The following is a 20,043-nucleotide window of genomic DNA, read 5'->3' as shown; positions in this document are numbered from 1 at the left end:
GTACTGCAGGGGGGACCCTGTGGGAGAGTAGGACGCCGCCGAACAAATTGTGAAGAAAACCCCCGGACCGGGGATACCGGTCCGGGGGTTTTCTGCGTTTAGGGTCTTTGTCATGCGCTACGACCTGATTATTTTCGACAATGACGGTGTCCTCGTGGACAGCGAGCCGATCTCCAACACCTTGCTGGCCGCCTATCTCACCGAGCTGGGACACCCCACCTCCTACGAGGACTCCCTGCGCGACTACATGGGCTCCGCGATGCACCGCATCCACGACCTGGTCCTCGAGCGCACCGGACAGCGGCTGCCGGACGACTTCGACGACGTGTTCCACGCACGGGTCTTCGCCGCCTTCGAGCGGGAGCTGAAGCCCGTTCCCGGGGCCGGCCTGGTGCTGGAGAAGCTCGCCGCGGACGGTGTCCCGTACTGCGTGGCCTCCTCCGGCAGCCATGAGCGGATCCGGGTCGGACACCGGACGACGGGGCTCGACCGGTGGTTCGACGAGGGCCGGGTCTTCAGCTCGCAGGACGTCGGGAGGGGCAAGCCGGCACCCGACCTGTTCCTCCACGCCGCGAAGACGATGGGCGTACGGCCCGAGAAGTGCGCCGTCGTCGAGGACAGTCCCCTGGGCGTGCAGGCGGCCAACGCGGCCGGGATGGACGTGTACGGGTTCACCGCCATGACACCGCCGGAGCGGCTCACCGGTGCCACCCAACTCTTCTCTGACATGGGGCAGTTGGCTGACCTGCTGGTATGACGGCGTCCATCGCCGGGCGCTGACATTTGTCATGCGGAGACCCGGACGATCGTTTCTGTCGGAGGGAGGGGGCCGACCGCGAAGCTGAGTACATCGAAACGGGACGTGCACAGCGACGACGGAGGGACCCGATCATGAGCATCACCGCCACCGAGATCAGCACCGCAGCGACCACCAGCGCCGACCGGGCGGGCACGGCCGAGGAGACCGCCGCCGCCAAGCCGAGCTTCCTGCCGCTGATCATGGACGTGGCGGTGCCCGTCGGGTCGTACTACCTGCTCAAGAACGGGTTCGGGATGAGCACGATGGCGGCTCTCGGCTGGAGCAGTGTCGTGCCGGCCGTGCGGACCGTGTGGGGCGTGGTCAAGGAGCGCCGGTTCAACGCCCTCGCCGCGTTGATCCTGTTCGTCAACGTGGTCGGGCTCGCGCTCAGCCTGGTCGCCGGTGACCCGCGGCTGATGCTGGCGAAGGACAGCGGGGTCAGCAGCGCGATCGGGATCGGCATCCTGGTCTCCGTGAAGCTCGGCCGGCCGATGATGACGCAGGGCATGAAGCCCTTCCTCGTGAAGGGCGACGCGGCGCGGGCGGCGGCCTGGGACCGGCTGGTGGCCGGCTCCGAGGCCTTCCGCACGGCGGAGCGGACCTTCTCGCTGGTGTGGGGCACGGTCCTGCTCACCGAGTGCGTCGCGAAGGCCGTGGGCGCCTACACGCTGCCGATCGACACCATGGTCTGGCTCGGCACGGTCGTCACCGTCGCCTCGTTGGTCCTCGCCTTCTTCCTCAGCGGCCGCTTCGCCGTCGTCCCGATGGAGAAGATGCTGGAGCACGAGCTCGCCGCCGGGACGAACAGCTGAACCGCCCCGCCGGGCGGACCCCGACGGGGCCGCCGGGACGACCTCGACAGTCCCTCCCCACCCCCACCCCCGAAGAGCTGAGCAAAATTCATCTTCGGCTTGATCTACCCACCGGTAAGCCGGGGCCCTACGCTCGCCGCCATGACAGATGTGCTGCGGCGCGGTAGGGCCTCTTTGGCGTTCAGCTTCTTCGCTCAGGGTGCCGCCTTCGCGCTGCTCGTGACGCGTATCCCGGCGATCCAGGACCGGTACGGGATCTCCGACGCGCTGCTGCCGGTGTTCCTGGCGGCCGTCCCGGTCCTCGCCGGCGTGGGTAGCGTCACCACGGAGCATCTGGTCAAGCGGATACGGCCCAGCCGCATCCTGCGGTGGTCGCAGCCGGTCGTGCTGCTGGCCCTGCTGGGTGTCGGCGCAGGCGACCAGCTCGCCGAGGTGGCCGTCGCCCTCGGGGCGTTCGGTCTCGCGGTCGGCGGTCTCGACGCCTCGATGAACATGCTCGGGGTGAGTCTGCAGCGGTCCTACGGGCGCAGCATCATGCTCGGGTTCCATGCCGCGTACAGCCTGGGCGGGATCGTGGGCGCCTCGCTCGCGTGGGCCGGGGCGCACTGGCATCTGTCGCTCTTCGTGTCGTATCTGCCGGTCGTGCTGGTGCTGCTGCCGCTGTGTCTGGTGGGCAGCCGGTGGTACGTCGACGCGGGGTCCGGCGCGGACGCCGGCGCGGACGGCGAGAAGGCGGAGGCCGGGGCGGGCGCGGGTCCCCTCGTCTTCAAGCTGCTGCTGCCGCTGTGCCTGGTGATGACGTTCGCCTACATCGGGGACTCGACGGTCTCCAACTGGAGCGCGAAGTACCTCAAGGACGTGCTGGGCAGCTCGGAGCAGATGGCGACCGTTCCGTACAACGTCTACATGGTGATGACGCTGGTCGGGCGGGCCGTCGGGGACTTCGGTGTGCGGCGCTTCGGTGCCGTTGCGGTGGTGCGGCTGGGTGCCGTGGTCGCCGCGCTCGGGTTCGGTGTGGTGGCCGTCGCGCCGGGGGCCGGGGTGGGCATGCTCGGGTTCACGCTGCTGGGGCTCGGGCTGTGCGTGATCGTGCCGCAGACCTTCGCCGCGGCCGGACGGCTCTTCCCGGGGGCGTCGGACACGGCGATCGCGCGGCTGAACATCTTCAACTACGTCGGGTTCCTGATCGGCTCGCCGTTGGTGGGCGCGCTGGGCGACGCGTGGAACTACCGCGCGGCCATGCTCGTACCGATGGTGCTGGTGCTCGCGATCCTCGGGTACGCCCGGTCGTTCGAACCTCAACCGGACCGATACGGTGACGTGCATGAGCGGCCGCGCACAGCTGATGTGGGACGAGGCAGTAACGGGGTATGACTTCGGGCCGGACCATCCGATGGATCCGGTCCGGCTCCGGCTGACCCGGGGACTCGTCGACGCCTTCGGGCTCGACCGTGACGTCGCCGTCGTCGCGGCGAAGCCGGCCGGGGACTCGACCCTGCGGCTGGTGCACCGCGAGGACTACGTGGCCGCGGTGAAGGCGGCGTCCGCCGATCCCGGCGCGGCCGACCAGGCGTACGGCCTGGGGACCGAGGACGATCCCGCGTTCGCCGGGATGCACGAGGTCTCCGCGATGATCGCCGGGCAGTCCGTGGGGGCCGCGGAGGCGGTGTGGCGCGGGGAGGCGCTGCACGCGGTGAACTTCGCCGGCGGGCTGCACCACGCGATGCCCGGCAGCGCCTCCGGGTTCTGCGTCTACAACGACGCGGCGCTCGCCATCGCCCGGCTGCTGGAGCTCGGCGCCGAGCGGGTCGCTTACGTCGACGTCGACGTGCACCACGGCGACGGCGTCCAGGCGGCCTTCTGGGAGGACCCGCGGGTCCTGACGATCTCGCTGCACGAGCATCCGCGGACGCTGTTCCCGCAGACCGGGTGGCCCGAGGAGACCGGGGCGGACTCCGCGGAGGGCACGGCCGTCAACGTGGCGCTGCCGGCGGGCACGGGTGACGCGGGCTGGCTGCGGGCCTTCCACTCCGTGGTGCCCGAGCTGATCGCCGACTTCCGGCCGCAGGTGCTGGTCACCCAGCACGGTGCGGACACCCACTTCGAGGACCCGCTCGCGCACCTGGCCGTCTCGCTCGACGCGCAGAGGGCGGTGCAGGTCGCCTGTCACGACCTGGCGCACGCGTACGCCGACGGGCGCTGGGTGGCGCTGGGCGGCGGCGGATACGCCGTGGTCGAGGTGGTGCCGCGCTCGTGGACGCACCTCGTGGCGATCGCCGCGGGCCGTCCCGTCGATCCCGGGACCGTGATCCCGGAGAGCTGGCGGCAGGAGGTCTACGCCCGTACCCGGCAGCTGGCGCCGATGCGGATGACGGACGGGCGCCGGCCGGTGGCGTGGAAGGACTGGGAGGGGGGGTACGACCCGGCGGACCGGCTCGACCAGGCGATCGTGGCCACCCGCAAGGCCGTGTTCCCGCTGCGGGGGATGCTCCCGTAGCCCCGTCCCGGTCGGGCGGGGCGGGCCATTAGGCCAACTGTGGGGCATATTCGGCATATTGGGCATCCGGCGGTGGTGGATGCGCCAGCATCGCTGACGTGTTGAGCTCCGGTGCCCTGCGCGCACATCTCCTGGCGGCCCGGCTGGCCGGGCCTGTGGCCACGTCACGCGAGGAGAGCCTGCGCAGCTACCGGCTCTTCGCCGCCCGCGATCCCCGGCTGCTGCTCGGACTCGATCCCGAATGGACGTGGGAGCAGCGGGATGTGATCGCACTGATGGCCGACAAATGCGGAGTCTCGCCCGATCCGTTCCACACTTCGGGGCATGATGTGATCGACCCGGAGCGGACCCTGGCGGCTCTGGACGCGTTCGCGGACCGGCTCGGTGAGGCCGCCCGCCGCCGTCACCCCGTGCTCCTCGGTACCGGTCATCCGCACCGGCTGATCGATTTCTACGCAGCAATCGCGGACGCCCTGTCGGCGGCCGGATGTGCCGTCCTCACCCCGGCGCAGGGTAGCTCTATCGACATATTGACCCGGTTCGGTCTACGCACGCACAACCTCGACTACGTACAAGGTGTCGCGCTGGTGCGCGAACCCGAGGCGGGGGACGCCGGTCGTGCGACCGGCGCACACACCCATTCACCCCTGCCGGTCCGGACCGTCCTGGCGGCCGCCGCGGAGGGCGGCGGGCCCCTTCCCGGGCTGGTCATCGGGGACCACGGATGGGTCTGCGGCGCAGGTCAGCTGGGGTTCGAGGCCATCGGGCTGGCCGATACGGACGACCCCGCGCTGTTCGTCGGAGAGGCGGAGGGGCGGGTGTCCGTCGCCGTTCCGGTTGATGACGCTGTGCGGTCCGATTACTACCGACCGCTTACTCGCTATGTACTCAATCGAGCGTGTCTGTCACAGTAGGCGGCCGATGGCATCCCCTCTTCCCCACTCGCATCACCCGCCCCTACATTGGGGAGTGAGTGCGCAACGACGAAGAGTCACCGGAAGGGGAAGCCGGTGGCCGTCGAGTGCGGAAGGTTCAGGTGTGACATGGCTGCAGGCGAGAGGCCTCTGAACGAGGTTCAGTTCCTTACCGTGGCGGAAGTCGCCTCGGTGATGCGAGTGTCGAAGATGACCGTGTACCGCTTGGTGCACAGCGGTCATCTGCCGGCGATCCGGGTGGGGAGGTCCTTCCGGGTGCCGGAGCAAGCGGTTCACGAGTACCTCCGTGAGAGCTATGTGGGGGTGGAGACCGCCTGACGGCGTTCCGGGAGACCGTTCGCGATCTCCCGGAAACACCTCGATTACGACCTCAGCCCTCGGGCGGGTAGGCTGGCCCCTCATAGGTCGTGTGGGCCCATGCAGCCCAGCACCGAGTAAAGAGAAGTGAGCGAGGGTAGTCGTGGGCTCTGTTATCAAGAAGCGGCGCAAGCGGATGGCGAAGAAGAAGCACCGCAAGCTGCTCAAGCGCACTCGCGTTCAGCGTCGCAACAAGAAGTAAGCGACGCGCGGAAACGCGTACTGTGGCCTCTCACCGGCTGGTGGGGGGCCACAGGCATACCCGGAGCCCGCACGGACCGCCCACACGGGCGCCGGACGGCACCGGTGGCTGTCGACGGAGCGGGCCGGGATTCCCCGTCACGGTCCTCCCCGTCACGGCCCCACGGCGAAGCCCGACGGCGTCCCGAACGGCCTCTCGGCCGTCGAACATCTTCGGCCAGCCGTGCCGCGCGGTTCTGTGGGCCGAATGGCTGGGTCTGGCCGCACGACCATGGCTGTCGTCACTTCGTGCATCGGGCGGTCATCACAGCGCAACATCGACCGGCTAAGTTGGCCGCACACGGGGAACGCGGCAGGTACGAGCGGAGCTACGTCCAGTTCTGGAAGGAAGGCGCTGATCTTGGGGAAGGTCGTGCTCGTGACCGGGGTGGCCCGGCAGCTCGGGGGCCGGTTCGTCCGACGGATCCAGCGTGACCCGCAGGTGGACCGGGTGATCGCCGTGGACGCGGTGCCGCCCGAGCACCACATCGGCGGCGCCGACTTCGTGCAGGCCGACATCCGGCAGCCCACCATCGCCCGGGTGCTCGCCGAGTACTCCGTCGACACGGTCGTCCACATGGACGTGACCGGCACACCGCTGGGCTCGGGCAGCCGGACCACGGTCAAGGAGACCAACGTCATCGGCACCATGCAGCTGCTCGGCGCCTGCCAGAAGTCCCCGACGGTCAAACGGCTCGTCGTGAAGTCCAGTACGAACGTCTACGGTTCGGCGCCGCGCGACCCCGCCGTCTTCACCGAGACCACCTCGCCCAAGTCGCTGCCCAGCGGCGGCTTCGCCAAGGACACCACCGAGGTCGAGGGCTACGTACGCGGCTTCGCCCGCCGCCGGCCCGACGTCGCCGTGTGCGTCCTGCGGTTCGCCAACATCCTCGGCCCGAGCGCCGATTCGCCGCTCGCCTCCTACTTCTCGCTGCCGGTCCTGCCGACGGTGTTCGGCTACGACCCGCGGCTGCAGTTCGTCCACGAGAGCGACGTCATCGAGGTCCTGCGGCTCGCCGCGCACGAACCGCGGCGGGGCACCCTCAACAGCGGCACGTTCAACATCGCCGGCGACGGCGTGCTGCTGCTCTCGCAGTGCGCGCGGCGCCTCGGCCGGCCCACGGTCCCGCTGCTGCTGCCGGCCCTCAGCTGGGCCGGAACGGCCGTGCGTACCCTGGGGGTGACGGACTTCTCCCCGGAGCAGTTGCGGCTGCTCACGCACGGCAGGGTGGTCGCGACGGTCCAGATGCGCGAAACCCTGGGCTATCAGCCGAAGTACACGACGGCGGAGACCTTCGCGGACTTCGCCCAGAGCAGGGGTCCCGGACTCCTGCCCCCGGAGGCCCTTGCGGGAGCCGTGGACAAGATCGCCGCACTGTCCGTAGCGGGCGGCGGCCACCCCCCGACGCCCGCCAACTGAGGAGCGCATCAACGATGGCGGACGCCAAGGTCATTCCGTTCGACGACGACCGCTCGCGCGGGGCTGCGGTGCAACGCCCGGCGAGGCGCCGGGCCGGGGGGAGCCGGCGCAAGGGTGAGCCCGCGGTCGTCCGCGAGGTCCAGCCGATGCCGGGACGGACCCTCCCGCAGGATGATGTTCCCGTGAAGCAGGAGGAACAGCCGCCCCAGGAGCACCGCCAGGGCGGCACGAGCCTGGAGCGGCGTATCGCGGGAGGCCTGTCCTTCCTGCGCCGCAGGCTCACGGGCGACTACGAGATCGACGAGTTCGGGTACGACCAGGAGCTGACCGATCAGGTCCTGATGTCACTGATCCGGCCGGTGTACGAGAAGTACTTCCGCGTCGAGGTGAAGGGCGTCGAGAACATCCCGGCCGAGGGGGGCGCCCTGATCGTCGCCAACCACTCGGGCACGCTTCCGCTGGACGGCCTGATGATGCAGGTCGCCGTGCACGACAACCACTCCGCGAACCGTCATCTGCGTCTGCTCGCCGCCGACCTGGTGTTCATGCTGCCGGTCGTCAACGAACTGGCCCGCAAGGCCGGTCACACCCTGGCCTGTGCGGAGGACGCCGAGCGGCTGCTGGAACGCGGTGAACTGGTCGGGGTGATGCCGGAGGGCTTCAAGGGCATCGGCAAGCCCTTCAGCGAGCGCTACAAGCTCCAGCGGTTCGGCCGGGGCGGCTTCGTCTCGACGGCGCTGCGCGCGGGCACCCCGATCATTCCGTGCTCGATCGTCGGGGCGGAGGAGATCTACCCGATGATCGGCAACGCGAAGACCCTGGCGCGGCTGCTGGGATTCCCTTACTTCCCGATCACGCCGACCTTTCCGTGGCTCGGTCCGCTCGGCGCGGTCCCGCTGCCCACGAAGTGGACCATCCAGTTCGGCGAGCCGATCCGCACGGACGGCTATCCGCCGGAGGCGGCCGACGACCCGATGCTGATGTTCAATCTGACCGACCAGGTCAGGGAGCAGATCCAGCACACCCTGTACAAGCTGCTGGTGCAGCGCAGGTCCGTTTTCTTCTGATCATGCAGTTACGATTCTGTTGATCATGTCCTGATATGCCCGCACGTGAAAGGGGGCGCCCTCCTCGAGGAGGGCGCCCCCTTTCACGTCGTGCTGTGGGGCCGGTTCAGTCGCTGTTCTGCGTGTCGATGCCGAGGCCCGGCAGGAGACCGGGGAGCAGCGGCGGCAGGGTGACGTCGGGTGCGCTCGTCGCACTGCCCTTGCTGGTGCTGGACGACGGGGTGGAGCTGGTGTCGTCCTGCGGCGGGTCGAGCAGACCGCCGGTGCTGCCGCCGAGCAGGCCCTCGGCGCTGCTGCCCGAGCTGGACGGCTTGGGCTTGCCGCTGCTGTGGCTCGCGCCCGCCGAGCCGCTGCTGGCGCTGGGCGCCGGGGTGTCCGTGCCCGGCGAGCGGGTGGACTCCTCGGCCTTGCCCCGGTGACGCCCGGTGCCCTTGGGGGCGGGCGTCTTGGGCAGCAGCGAGCGCAGCGGGTCGACCTCCTGGTCTATGGCGTCGAAGACCGACGAGACCTGGTCACTGACGTCACCGAGCTGCACGGGCAGCCGGTCGCGCAGTGCTCCCCACGCCTCGCGGTGCGACTGGGAGAACGCGGACAGGGTCTGGATGGGGCCGAGCGAGCCGTCGCGTTCGTAGGCCTCGTGCAGCAGGCGGTGGCCTTCGGAGGCGTCGTGCTGCATGCCGGACAGAGCGCGGCGGATCTCGCCCAGGGACTCGTGGTCGAGGTGTCCCGAGCGGCCCCGCTCCATCAGCCGGCGGGCTTCGTTCAGGCGGTTCGAGGCCTGGTCGAGATAGAGCTCGCCCCGGTCGCTGTCGCCGTGGGCGAGGCCCAGCTTGATGTCCTCCATGCCGCGCTTGAGCCCGTAGAGCGAGTCACCGGGCAGTGCGTCGGAGCTCGCGGCGGCCACACCGCCGAAGGCCCCGGCGGCCACGCCGACGGTGAGCCCGCCCGCGGCGAGCCCCTTGGACAGCCGGGACCGGGGTCGCAGCTTCCCCAGTCCGGTCGCCCGGTGCGAACCCTTGGCCCGATGGGACCGCTGCTCGGGCAGCGCACCGCCCGCACCCTCGCCTCCGGCGGCGGTGCCTTCCTGCAGCATGGCCTCCATCGCGGCGACGAGCTGGGCTCGCTGCACGATCTTGACCTCGGGGTCCATCTCCGGTTCGGGCAGCTCGCCGAGACCGGTGGCGAGGGCCAACAACAGCCCTTGCTCGGTCTGTTCCGCAGCAGCCCGGGACGGTGGCGACCCATCGGGCTGCTCGGCCGCCGTGCCCTGGTCGATCTCCTCCAGGGCCTGGGCGAAGGCGTTCGCCCGCCGGTGTGCCGAGACGTTCGCGATCACTGGCGGCACCTCCTCTCGTCATGACGGTCGACTCCCCAGGGGGTCCTGAGGGTTGCACCCCCTGGCCGTACCCACACGATCGGGTGATCGGCGCTGGCCAAGGCGTGACCACAGGGAGCCTGTATCCCGCACAACGAGCGTCACGGCACCTTGGTTACGGACGACGGACGAGCGGACCGAGAAGTCAACACACTTTTACAGAAGGTGAGTTGGACGTCGCTGAGCGTGCGGGGCCCTTGCGGGCCCGGGGCGGGCTCAGCGGACGTCGTCGGGCAGGAGCCGGGCCAGCGTGCGGACGGCCCGGTACTGGAGGGTCTTGATCGCACCCTCGTTCTTGCCCATCACCCGGGCGGTCTCGGCGACCGAGAGCCCCTGGAGGAAGCGGAGCGTCACACACTCCTGCTGCTGGGGGTTGAGCCGGCGCACCGCGTCGAGCAGTGCGGCGTTCGACAGGGACTCCAGCACCGAGTCCTCGGGGGAACGCTCGACCTCGTTCGCGTCGAGCATCTCACCGGTGGTCACTTCCAGCCGGAAGCGACTGGACTTGAAATGGTCGGCGACCAGATTCCGGGCGATGGTCACGAGCCAGGCGCCGAAGTCGCGCCCCTGCCAGGTGAAGGTGCCGATCCGGCGCAGCGCCCGCAGGAAGGTCTCACTGGTGAGGTCCTCGGCGGTCGCCTTGCCCCCCACCCGGTAGTAGATGTAGCGGTACACGGTGTCGCTGTACTGGTCGTAGAGCCGTCCGAAGGCGTCGGCCTCGCCGGCCTGGGCGCGCTCCACGAGATCCATCATCCGGGCGCTGTCACTGTCCGCGGCCGGACGGCGTGCGGTGGTGGCCGAGCCTGAGCGGCCCCGCCTGCCGACCGCCGCGTTGCCGTCGGCCAGGGCATAGCAAGGCCCGACGGGCGCGGGGAGGGCGAAGGCGGGGACGGCGTACGCGGTGGGGACGAAGCCGCGCAAACGGTCCAGGACCGTTGCGCGCAGCGTAGCCAGGCCCGAGGCGTCAACCCCGACGTGTGAGTACACGGGACTCCCAGAGGCAGAGCTTCCATCACGTGCAGTGCGGGACCTTTCACCCGTCGTAGCGACGGAGGGGTACCGGTTTGCGTCTGAGGAGAATAACGCTTCGTACAGGCAGCACTACACCCAGTTGCTAAAATCATCGATTACGACGCTTTTGGCGCGGATTGGAGCGCGTTCAAGTACTGCTCGGTGACCGATTGTTGATCGGGTGGGTTCGTGTTCCGTCTGAGTGCGGAGCGTGTTGTGCCCGCCTGGAGAGAGTGCGACTGAGTCGCCCATCGCATGGGTAGGACGATGTGATTGCCCCTCGCGGCCGACGCCCCCGCCCAGGTCCGGACAGGTTTTCGCCCCCTCCGCCCCTACCCGTCCCACCCCGGGGCTCCGCCCCGAACCCCGCTCCTCAGACGCCGGAGGGGCTGAAAGTCACGTGAAGAATGGAACCCAAGCCGCGACGCACCCGCAGTCGGCCGCGCACGGGAGGGGCCGTGCCGGTACATCGATGCCCGTCGCCACTAACGTTCACGTCTCTGTCCAACGGCGACGGGCTGATGCACCGGCACGGCCCCGACCCACCACCGGACCGGAACGCGGTCAGCGGCGACGCCGATGCAGCGCGATGGCGGCGGCAGTGCCCCCGGCCACCGCACCGACCCCCGCCGCGGCGGGAATCCCGACCTTCGCGGCCTTGCGCGCGGTGCGATAGTCCCGCAGCCGCCATTCGAAGTCCCGCGCGTGCCTGCGCAGTTTCGAATCCGGGTTGATCGCGTACGGATGACCGACCAGCGAGAGCATCGGAATGTCGTTGTGCGAGTCGCTGTACGCGGCACAGCGGGACAGGTCCAGGCTCTCCGCGGACGCCAGCGCCCGCACGGCCTCCGCCTTCGCCGGCCCGTGCAGCGGTTCACCCACCAGCTTGCCGGTGTAGATGCCGTCCACCGACTCCGCCACCGTGCCGAGCGCCCCCGTCAGCCCGAGCCGCCGCGCGATCACCGTGGCGATCTCCACCGGCGCCGCCGTGACGAGCCACACCTTCTGCCCGGCGTCCAGGTGCGCCTGGGCGAGCGCACGGGTCCCGGGCCAGATCCGCTCGGCCATGTACTCGTCGTAGATCTCCTCGCCGATCGACATCAGCTCGGACACCCGGTGCCCCTTGACGATCGACAGCGCGGAGTCGCGCGCCTCCTGCATGTGCTCGGGGTCCTCGACCCCGGCCAGCCGGAACCACGCCTGCTGCCAGGCGAACTTCGCGAGGTCGCGGGTCTCGAAGAACTTCCGCTTGTACAGCCCGCGTCCGAAGTGGAAGAGGGCAGCACCTTGCATCACGGTGTTGTCGAGGTCGAAGAACGCGGCGGCCTTGTCGTCGCCGAGCACCGGGAAGTCGGGTTCCTCCACGGCGTCCGGTGGCGCCAGTTCTTCGAGTTCCTGCAGTTCCTGCGAGGACTTGCGCGCTGCCTCCGCCGAGGCCTCGCCTGCCAACACGCTCCGCGCGGTCGCGGAGCGCCTACGGGGAGTGAGCCATCCGAGAGCGGCCATGTCGTGAGCATAGCCAGTCTGTTCGGCGCTTCCGGAGTCGACAGGATTCGGCGCTGTGAACTCTCCGCGGCCGTGCCGTTAAACGAAGCCCGCAAGCGCTGGTGAACGAGACCCGCCCGCCCGTGCCCGCCAAGGCCCGGACGGCGGGAGAATGGCGGGTATGAGCCCCATGTTCCGGCGCAGCGATCGCCGTACGGAGAGCAAGGCGCCCGCGGAGCACCTGGTCACGCTGATCAGGAAGCCCGGGTGCCATCTGTGTGATGACGCACAGGAAGTGATCGAGAAGGTCTGCGGTGATCTCGGGGTTCCCTGGGAGGGGAAGGACATCACCGAGGACGAGGAGCTGCACCGCCAGTACTGGGAGCAGATCCCGGTCGTGCTGGTGGACGGGGCCCAGCACACGTTCTGGCGCGTGAACGAGGACCGTCTCCGCAAGGCCCTCACCCGCTGAGGACACCGTGAAACCGGACACGGCCGGAGCGCGAACCGGACCCGGCCGGAGCGCGACCCGGGCGCGGCCGGGGCGCACACCCGGCGCGCTCGGCCCGTGCTCGGCCCGCGATCCGCCCGCGAACCCGCCACGATCCGGCCACGCTCGACGCGAGGTCCGGCCACGAAGCACACCCGCCGCGTCCGGCGTGTACCCCGATTTGTGACCTGCCGAAGCAGCCCAAGGCGTCCGGAACGTCGCCTAGGATCGACGGCGATTGGTCTCGGGGGCGGGATTCGTTGAGGAGAGTGTGCGGTTTTGCCCCCTTCGAGTGCGGAACGGAGTCGTCCGCACGCCCCTTGCATACGGGCGTGCCGGGCATGCGTGAGCCCGGTCACGTTGGGCGGGCAAATCGGACACCATCTTTGTGCACGCGTTCACAAAGACATAGCCTGCATTCGACGGGGCGGTCTAGCTAGGTGTGACCGCCTGCAGCCCCGCTCTACCCGCAGGAGCACCGTGGCAACTGGCCGAACTCACCGACCGGCGACCCGCAGCCGAGGAATTCCCGAGGCCACCGTCGCCCGGCTTCCGCTGTACCTCCGAGCCCTCACCGCACTGTCGGAGCGCTCGGTGCCCACGGTCTCCTCCGAGGAGCTCGCGGCCGCCGCGGGGGTCAACTCCGCGAAGCTGCGCAAGGACTTCTCCTACCTCGGTTCCTACGGGACCCGTGGTGTGGGGTACGACGTCGAGTATCTCGTCTACCAGATCTCCCGTGAACTCGGGCTCACCCAGGACTGGCCGGTCGTCATCGTCGGCATCGGCAACCTCGGTGCGGCACTGGCCAATTACGGAGGGTTCGCCTCCCGTGGATTCCGGGTGGCGGCGCTGATCGACGCCGACCCCGCGATGGCCGGCAAGCCCGTGGCAGGTATCCCCGTGCAGCACACGGACGACCTGGAGAAGATCATCGACGAGAACGGTGTCTCGATCGGTGTCATCGCCACCCCGGCCGGAGCGGCCCAGCCCGTCTGCGACCGTCTGGTCGCCGCCGGTGTCACCTCCATCCTGAACTTCGCGCCGACCGTCCTGTCCGTCCCGGACGGCGTCGACGTGCGCAAGGTCGACCTCTCCATCGAGCTGCAGATCCTCGCGTTCCACGAGCAGCGCAAGGCGGGCGAGGAGGCCGAGGCGCAGGCCGGTGCCGCCGCCCCGGCCGAGCGCGGCGACCAGGGCGAAGGACCCGACGGGGACGTTCCCGCCGTGATGCCGGCATGAGTCTCCTCGTCGTCGGGCTGAGCCACCGCAGCGCTCCGGTCAGCGTCCTCGAACGGGCCGCACTGTCCGCGGACGCGCAGGTCAAGCTGCTCCAGGACACCCTCGCCGCCGAGCCGGCCGCCGAGGGCGCGGTGCTCGCCACCTGCAACCGCATCGAGCTGTACGCCGACGTGGACAAGTTCCACGCGGGCGTCGCCGAGCTGTCCACGCTCCTCGCCCAGCACAGCGGCGTCGGCCTGGAGGAGCTCACCCCCCACCTGTACGTCCACTACGAGGACCGCGCCGTCCACCACCTCTTCTCGGTGGCCTGCGGCCTGGACTCGATGGTCGTCGGCGAGGGCCAGATCCTCGGCCAGATCAAGGACGCGCTCGCCACCGCGCAGGAACTGCACACCGCGGGCCGTCTGCTGAACGACCTGTTCCAGCAGGCCCTGAGGGTCGGCAAGCGCGCCCACTCCGAGACCGGCATCGACCGCGCCGGACAGTCCCTGGTCACCTTCGGCCTGGAGCAGCTGTCCGCCGGACGGCCCGTCGAGGCCTGGGCCAAGGACAAGAAGGCCCTGGTCATCGGCGCGGGCTCGATGTCCTCGCTGGCCGCCGCCACGCTCGCGCGCGTCGGCGTCGGCGAGATCGTGATCGCCAACCGCACCCCCGACCGCGCCGAGCGCCTCGCCGAGATCCTCACCGGCGGCGACGAAACGGACGTGCTGGCCCGCGCGGTACCGATGGAATCGGTGCCGGCCGAGCTGACACGTGCCGACATCGCCGTCTCGTGCACCGGGGCGACCGGACTCGTGCTCACGGCCGAGACCGTGGCCGCCGCCGTCGAGGGACGGACGGGAACGCCCGCGGCCCTGCGCGAGCCGGTGTCCGGCCCGGCCGGTCACCCCGCCTCCACCGACGCCCCCGGCGACGACGCCTGTCCGCTGGACCTGTCCGCCGTGCAGGGCGCCACCGGCTTCTCCGTCATGGGAGAGGCGGCCGTCGCCGGCATGGACGCCGCCACCCTGGAGCAGCACGCGGCCTGGGTGGACAAGGGCACCGGAACCGTCGAGCGCCGCGACAGCCGTCGTACGCCCGGCGAGGACGCCGAGGCCGACGCCGAGGTGATCGCCGCGCTGGCCGCCACCGCCGCGAGCCTCGGCCGCATCCCCGAGCGCCGGGTGCCCGAGCCCGTGGCCGAGGCCCCGCGCCCCGCCCCGGTGCTCGCGCTGCTCGACCTCGCGATGCCCCGTGACATCGACGCGGCCGTCCACCGGCTGCTCGGTGTGCGCTTCGTCGACCTGGAGACGCTCGCCGAGGCCTCCGCGGACGCCCCGATGGCCGCCGACGTGGACCAGGTGCGCCGGATCGTCTCCGACGAGGTGGCCGCGTTCGGCGCCGCCCAGCGCGCCGCGCACATCACGCCCACCGTCGTGGCGCTGCGGGCCATGGCCGCCGACGTCGTCGCGAACGAGATCGCGCGGCTGGACGGACGGCTGCCCGACCTCGACGAGAAGCAGCGCGGCGAGATCACCCAGACCGTGCGGCGCGTCGTCGACAAGCTGCTGCACGCGCCGACCGTACGGGTCAAGCAGCTCGCCTCCGAGCCCGGCGGCGCCGGGTACGCGGACGCGCTGCGGACCCTGTTCGACCTGGACCCGGAGACGGTCGCCGCCGTCTCGCGGGCCGAGAACAACACCGAGAACGCCAAGAACCGAGGGCGAGCATGAGTGAGCAGGCTTTGAGGCTGGGGACCAGGCGCAGCAAACTCGCCATGGCCCAGTCCGGGCAGGTGGCGGAAGCCGTGAGCCGGGTGACCGGACGGCCCGTCGAGCTCGTTGAGATCACGACGTACGGCGACGTTTCCCGCGAGCACCTCGCGCAGATCGGCGGCACGGGTGTCTTCGTGACCGCGCTGCGGGAGGCGCTGGTGCGCGGGGAGGTCGACTTCGCCGTGCACTCGCTCAAGGATCTTCCGACCGCGCAGCCCGAGGACCTCGCGCTGGCCGCCGTGCCGGTGCGCGAGGACGTGCGTGACGTGCTGGTCGCCCGTGACGGGCTGACCTTCGAGCAGCTTCCGGACGGGGCACGCGTCGGCACCGGTTCGCCGCGCCGCATGGCGCAGCTGAACGCCTACGCGCGCGGCCACGGCATGACGATCGAGACGGTCGCCATCCGGGGCAACGTAGACACCCGGATCGGGTACGTCCGTGCCGGGGAGCTCGACGCCGTCGTGCTCGCCGCCGCCGGACTCAGCCGGCTCGGCCGCATCGAGGAGGTCACCGACTTCCTGTCGGCCGACACCGTTCTGCCCGCCCCCGGCCAGGGGGCCCTGGCGATCGAGTGCGCCGCGGACAACGCGGACCTCGTCGCCGCGCTCGCCGAGCTCGACGACCCGTTCACCCGGGCCGCCGTGACCGCCGAGCGATCCCTGCTCGCGGCCCTGGAGGCCGGCTGCAGCGCTCCCGTGGGCGCGTACGCCGATCTTCTGGCCGACGGGCAGATTGTCAAGGAGATGCGCCTGCGCGGCGTCGTCGGTACGACCGACGGCTCGACGCTGGTGCAGCTGTCCACCACCGGTCCCGTGCCCGAGACACACGACCAGGCGATGTCGCTCGGCCGTGAACTCGCCGCCGAGATGCTTGCCAAGGGCGCGGCCGGTCTGATGGGGGAGCGAGCACTGTGAGCCCCACCAACCTTCCCGCCGGTCCGGTCCACGGGCACGTCACCTTCCTGGGTGCCGGACCCGGAGATCCAGGGCTGCTGACACTGCGCGCCGTGGAGGCGCTGGCGAACGCGGACGTCCTCGTCGCCGAGCACGACGTGCTGGACGTGGTGCGCGTTCACGCCAGACAAGGCGTCGCCGTTCTGAACACGGATCCGGACACTTCGCCGGTTCCGTACCAGGGCACAGGCACGCCTCAGCTGACGGTTGTTGACAGCGCGTCAACAACCGTTGGTGACCCCGCGTCGAGGGACGCCGCCAATCTTGTCATGACGGCCGCACGGGGCGGCAAGCGGGTCGTGCGTGCCGTGTCCGGGGACCCGGGACTTGATACGTACGCGGCCGAGGAAATGCTCGCCTGCGTCGCCGCGGGTGTGCCCTTCGAGGTCGTGCCCGGTATCGCGGCGGCCGTCGGCGTGCCCGCCTACGCGGGTGTCCCGCTGCGCGACGCCCAGGGCGCTGACGTCCGGTTCGTCGACGCGCGGACCGCCTCGAACCGCTGCTGGACCGAGGTCGGCGCCTCCGACGGCACCGTCGTGGTGTCGGCGACGCTCGACTCCGTGGCCGCGGCCGCCGGCGAGCTGGTGGCCTCCGGCCGCAAGCCCGACACCCCGATGTCGGTGACGATCGCCGGTACGACGACCCGCCAGCGCACCTGGTCGGCCACGCTCGGCACGATCGCGCAGACGCTGAAGCAGGCGAAGGTGCTGCCGTCCCCGGACGGCGGCCGCCCGGTGATAGCCGTGGTCGGTGAGCGTTCCGCCGCCGCCCAGCGCGACCAGCTGTCGTGGTTCGAGTCCAAGCCGCTGTTCGGCTGGAAGGTGCTCGTGCCGCGCACGAAGGAGCAGGCGGCGTCGCTCTCCGACCAGCTGCGGTCGTACGGGGCCGTCCCCTACGAGGTGCCGACGATCGCCGTCGAGCCCCCGCGCACGCCCCAGCAGATGGAGCGCGCGGTCAAGGGCCTGGTGACCGGCCGCTACGAGTGGATCGCCTTCACCTCGGTCAACGCCGTCAAGGCGGTCCGGGAGAAGTTCGAGGAGTACGGCCTCGACGCGCGCGCCTTCGCGGGCATCAAGGTCGCCGCGGTGGGCGAGCAGACCGCGAACGCGCTCGTCGCCTTCGGTGTGAAGCCGGACCTGGTGCCGAGCGGCGAGCAGTCGGCCGCGGGCCTGCTGGAGGACTGGCCGCCCTACGACCCGGTCTTCGACCCGATCGACCGTGTCTTCCTGCCGCGGGCCGACATCGCCACGGAGACCCTCGTCGCCGGGCTGATCGAGCTGGGCTGGGAGGTCGACGACGTCACGGCGTACCGCACCGTGCGCGCGTCGCCGCCGCCGGCGGACACCCGTGAGGCGATCAAGGGCGGCGGCTTCGACGCGGTCCTGTTCACCTCGTCGTCGACCGTGCGGAACCTGGTCGGCATCGCCGGCAAGCCGCACAACGTGACGGTGATCGCCTGCATCGGCCCCGCGACGGCCAAGACGGCCGAGGAGCACGGGCTGCGGGTCGACGTGATGGCTCCCGAGCCGTCGGTGCACAAGCTGGCGGAGGCGCTGGCGGACTTCGGTCTGCGCCGCCGTGCCGCCGCGCTGGACGCCGGCGACCCGGTGACCCGCCCGAGCGAACGCCGCCCGGGTTCACGCAGACGCCGTACCACCTGAGGCCGTCCCGCGCACCACGCACGCCCCGCCGTCTCCTCCGGGAGAGGGCGGGGCGTTCGCCGTCGTACGGCCACTCAGCCGGCCGGCGGGAAGCCGCCCGGGTACCCGCCGGCCGGGGCCGTCGGAGGGCGGGGGCGAGGGCCGGCGCGGTCCGTGCCCGGGCCCGGTGCGGTCCTCCTCCGGGCCCCGCGCGGCCCGGACCGGGGGCCCTTCGTACTCCGACGCGGAGTCGGTAAAGGGGCCCTCGTGACGGGCGTAGCGTAGAGCGCATGACGAAGTACGGATCCTTTCCCGGTACGCGTCCCCGGCGGCTGCGCACCACGCCCGTCATGCGCCGGATGGTCGCCGAGACCCGGCTGCACCCGGCCGACTTCATCCTCCCCGCGTTCGTCCGCGAGGGTGTGAGCGAGCCGGTGCCGATCGCCTCCATGCCCGGCGTCGTGCAGCACACGCGGGACAGCCTGAAGAAGGCGGCCGTGGAGGCGCTGGAGGCCGGGGTCTCCGGGATCATGCTGTTCGGGGTTCCGGAGGAGGGCAAGAAGGACGCGGTCGGCACGCCCGGCACCGACCCGGACGGGATCCTCCAGGTCGCCCTGCGGGACGTGCGCGCCGAGGTCGGCGACGACCTCCTCGTGATGTCCGACCTGTGCCTCGACGAGACCACCGACCACGGACACTGCGGTGTGCTCGACGACGAGGGCCGGGTCGACAACGACGCCACCCTGGAGCGCTACGCGGAGATGGCCCAGGTGCAGGCCGACGCCGGCGCCCACGTCGTGGGCCCGAGCGGCATGATGGACGGGCAGATCGGCGTCATCCGCGACGCGCTCGACCAGATCGGCCGCGAGGACGTCGCGATCCTCGCCTACACGGCGAAGTACGCCTCCGCCTTCTACGGCCCCTTCCGGGAAGCCGTCGGCTCCTCGCTCAAGGGAGACCGCAAGACGTACCAGCAGGACCCCGCCAACCTCCGCGAGTCCCTGCGCGAGCTGGCCCTCGACCTGGAGGAGGGCGCCGACATGGTGATGGTCAAGCCGGCCGGGCCCTACCTCGACGTGCTGGCCAAGGTGGCCGGCGTCGTGGACGTGCCGGTCGTGGCGTACCAGATCTCCGGTGAGTACTCGATGATCGAGGCGGCCGCGGAGAAGGGCTGGATCGACCGCGACCGGGCGATCCTGGAATCGCTCACCGGCATCAAGCGCGCGGGCGCGCAGAACATCCTCACCTACTGGGCGACCGAGGTGGCCCGGGGCCTGCGCTAGGTCCTGATACCCGCGGCCGGTTCACCGAGAGAGAGCTGGTTCGCGAGGGCCGGTTCACGGAGGGCCCGTTCGGCGAGGGCCGGGATGCAGCGGGCCGGGAGCGCGAGCGCTGTCGCCCCCGGCCCGTCTCACAGTCCGATCGTCCCGTCGATCCGCTCCCGGAGCAGGTCGGCGTGGCCGTTGTGGCGGGCGTACTCCTCGATCATGTGGATGAGGACCCAGCGCAGCGACACCGTTCCGCGCCAGACGTCGTCGCCCTCGACGTCGAGACCGCGGGCCTCGGCGGTGAAGCGGTCGGCGAAGGCCACCTCGGCCCGCCAGGCCTTCCACGCCTCCGCCGCCGACCCGGGATCGTCCGTGGCGCCGTCGAAGTCCCCGTCGGGATCGGCCGGCGAGGAGAACAGGGCCGGCGCCTCCTGTCCGGCCAGCACCCGCCGGAACCAGCGGCGTTCCACGTCGGCGAGGTGGCGGACCAGTCCGAGCAGCGAGAGCGTGGACGGCTCCACGGACCGCAGCGACAACTCCGGCCCCAGACCCCCGCACTTCAGTTCCAGCGTGGCGCGCTGGGCACGCAGCACGTCGACGAGCATGTGCCGTTCGTCGCCGGTGGTCGGCCCGGAGAACCGGTCGGCGTCGGTGCCGTCGAACAGGTCGCCCCTTCTGGCGCGGTCGCTCATGCCCGTCCC

General features: G+C 70.8%; 19 protein-coding genes. 15 read left to right on the top strand and 4 right to left on the bottom strand.

What is annotated here, in order from left to right; all coding sequences use genetic code 11:
- Positions 1-112 precede the first annotated feature (112 nt).
- The 9 genes from IO36_RS38625 to IO36_RS38590 all read left to right on the top strand — a co-directional run bounded on the left by IO36_RS38625 (position 113) and on the right by IO36_RS38590 (position 8,127).
- Positions 113-757, top strand: a complete 645-nt coding sequence (locus IO36_RS38625) for an HAD family hydrolase (RefSeq protein ID WP_037627386.1) — start codon at positions 113-115, stop codon at positions 755-757.
- A gap of 134 nt (positions 758-891) precedes the next feature.
- Positions 892-1,611 carry a VC0807 family protein gene (locus IO36_RS38620; protein ID WP_037627385.1) on the top strand — a complete coding sequence of 240 codons (720 nt, stop codon included), beginning with the start codon at positions 892-894 and terminating at the stop codon, positions 1,609-1,611.
- 141 nt (positions 1,612-1,752) lie between these two features.
- On the top strand, positions 1,753-2,985 hold the full coding sequence (locus IO36_RS38615) for an MFS transporter (protein ID WP_037627384.1): 1,233 nt from the start codon (positions 1,753-1,755) through the stop codon (positions 2,983-2,985).
- Complete coding sequence (locus IO36_RS38610) at positions 2,936-4,108, top strand: acetoin utilization protein AcuC (RefSeq protein WP_037627383.1); 1,173 nt, start codon at positions 2,936-2,938, stop codon at positions 4,106-4,108. Before IO36_RS38615 ends, IO36_RS38610 begins: the two co-directional genes overlap by 50 nt.
- A gap of 98 nt (positions 4,109-4,206) precedes the next feature.
- Positions 4,207-5,022: a phosphatase gene (locus IO36_RS38605; protein WP_037627380.1), complete on the top strand. Its 816-nt coding sequence runs from the start codon at positions 4,207-4,209 to the stop codon at positions 5,020-5,022.
- A 129-nt stretch (positions 5,023-5,151) separates the two neighbouring features.
- Positions 5,152-5,361 carry a helix-turn-helix domain-containing protein gene (locus IO36_RS38600; protein WP_093781815.1) on the top strand — a complete coding sequence of 70 codons (210 nt, stop codon included), beginning with the start codon at positions 5,152-5,154 and terminating at the stop codon, positions 5,359-5,361.
- Between the two features lie 142 nt (positions 5,362-5,503).
- A complete protein-coding gene (locus tag IO36_RS45435; RefSeq protein WP_003948845.1) occupies positions 5,504-5,602 on the top strand; it encodes a 30S ribosomal protein bS22 in 99 nt (32 codons plus the stop codon).
- Positions 5,603-6,001: 399 nt separating this feature from the next.
- Complete coding sequence (locus IO36_RS38595) at positions 6,002-7,060, top strand: NAD-dependent epimerase/dehydratase family protein (protein WP_037627376.1); 1,059 nt, start codon at positions 6,002-6,004, stop codon at positions 7,058-7,060.
- 14 nt (positions 7,061-7,074) lie between these two features.
- The gene (locus IO36_RS38590) at positions 7,075-8,127 is read left to right on the top strand and encodes a lysophospholipid acyltransferase family protein (protein ID WP_037627374.1); all 1,053 of its coding nucleotides are present in this window, start codon (positions 7,075-7,077) and stop codon (positions 8,125-8,127) included.
- Between the two features lie 106 nt (positions 8,128-8,233).
- On the opposite strand, the gene IO36_RS38585 is transcribed toward IO36_RS38590, so the two are convergent.
- From IO36_RS38585 to IO36_RS38575, 3 genes are all read right to left on the bottom strand, one after another.
- The gene (locus IO36_RS38585) at positions 8,234-9,463 is read right to left on the bottom strand and encodes a DUF5667 domain-containing protein (protein WP_037627372.1); all 1,230 of its coding nucleotides are present in this window, start codon (positions 9,461-9,463) and stop codon (positions 8,234-8,236) included.
- 255 nt (positions 9,464-9,718) lie between these two features.
- Positions 9,719-10,489, bottom strand: a complete 771-nt coding sequence (locus IO36_RS38580) for an ECF subfamily RNA polymerase sigma factor, BldN family (protein WP_037627370.1) — start codon at positions 10,487-10,489, stop codon at positions 9,719-9,721.
- A gap of 588 nt (positions 10,490-11,077) precedes the next feature.
- Positions 11,078-12,019: an HAD family hydrolase gene (locus IO36_RS38575; protein WP_078943699.1), complete on the bottom strand. Its 942-nt coding sequence runs from the start codon at positions 12,017-12,019 to the stop codon at positions 11,078-11,080.
- 151 nt (positions 12,020-12,170) lie between these two features.
- Here IO36_RS38575 and IO36_RS38570 point away from each other — a divergent pair, with 151 nt between their 5' ends.
- The 6 genes from IO36_RS38570 (at position 12,171) to hemB (ending at position 19,357) form a co-directional block, all read left to right on the top strand.
- Positions 12,171-12,470 (top strand): glutaredoxin family protein, encoded by a 300-nt coding sequence (locus tag IO36_RS38570; RefSeq protein ID WP_107065903.1) that lies wholly within the window; start codon positions 12,171-12,173, stop codon positions 12,468-12,470.
- A gap of 498 nt (positions 12,471-12,968) precedes the next feature.
- Positions 12,969-13,727, top strand: a complete 759-nt coding sequence (locus IO36_RS38565) for a redox-sensing transcriptional repressor Rex (protein ID WP_037627366.1) — start codon at positions 12,969-12,971, stop codon at positions 13,725-13,727.
- On the top strand, positions 13,724-15,439 hold the full coding sequence (locus tag IO36_RS38560; protein ID WP_037627364.1) for a glutamyl-tRNA reductase: 1,716 nt from the start codon (positions 13,724-13,726) through the stop codon (positions 15,437-15,439). The genes IO36_RS38565 and IO36_RS38560 overlap by 4 nt, the downstream gene beginning before the upstream one ends.
- Complete coding sequence (gene hemC, locus IO36_RS38555) at positions 15,436-16,395, top strand: hydroxymethylbilane synthase (RefSeq protein ID WP_037627362.1); 960 nt, start codon at positions 15,436-15,438, stop codon at positions 16,393-16,395. Before IO36_RS38560 ends, hemC begins: the two co-directional genes overlap by 4 nt.
- Complete coding sequence (locus IO36_RS38550; RefSeq protein ID WP_037627359.1) at positions 16,392-18,095, top strand: bifunctional uroporphyrinogen-III C-methyltransferase/uroporphyrinogen-III synthase; 1,704 nt, start codon at positions 16,392-16,394, stop codon at positions 18,093-18,095. Before hemC ends, IO36_RS38550 begins: the two co-directional genes overlap by 4 nt.
- 269 nt (positions 18,096-18,364) lie before the next feature.
- Positions 18,365-19,357: a porphobilinogen synthase gene (hemB, locus tag IO36_RS38545; RefSeq protein ID WP_037627358.1), complete on the top strand. Its 993-nt coding sequence runs from the start codon at positions 18,365-18,367 to the stop codon at positions 19,355-19,357.
- Positions 19,358-19,485: 128 nt separating this feature from the next.
- On the opposite strand, the gene IO36_RS38540 is transcribed toward hemB, so the two are convergent.
- Complete coding sequence (locus IO36_RS38540) at positions 19,486-20,034, bottom strand: DinB family protein (RefSeq protein ID WP_209441328.1); 549 nt, start codon at positions 20,032-20,034, stop codon at positions 19,486-19,488.
- Positions 20,035-20,043: the final 9 nt, after the last annotated feature.

The organism is Streptomyces aureus, assembly GCF_000725495.1.
Lineage (GTDB): Bacteria > Actinomycetota > Actinomycetes > Streptomycetales > Streptomycetaceae > Streptomyces > Streptomyces aureus_B.
The sequence above is the reverse complement of the archived record's forward strand: the minus strand, read 5'-3'. Positions and strand labels throughout refer to the sequence as shown.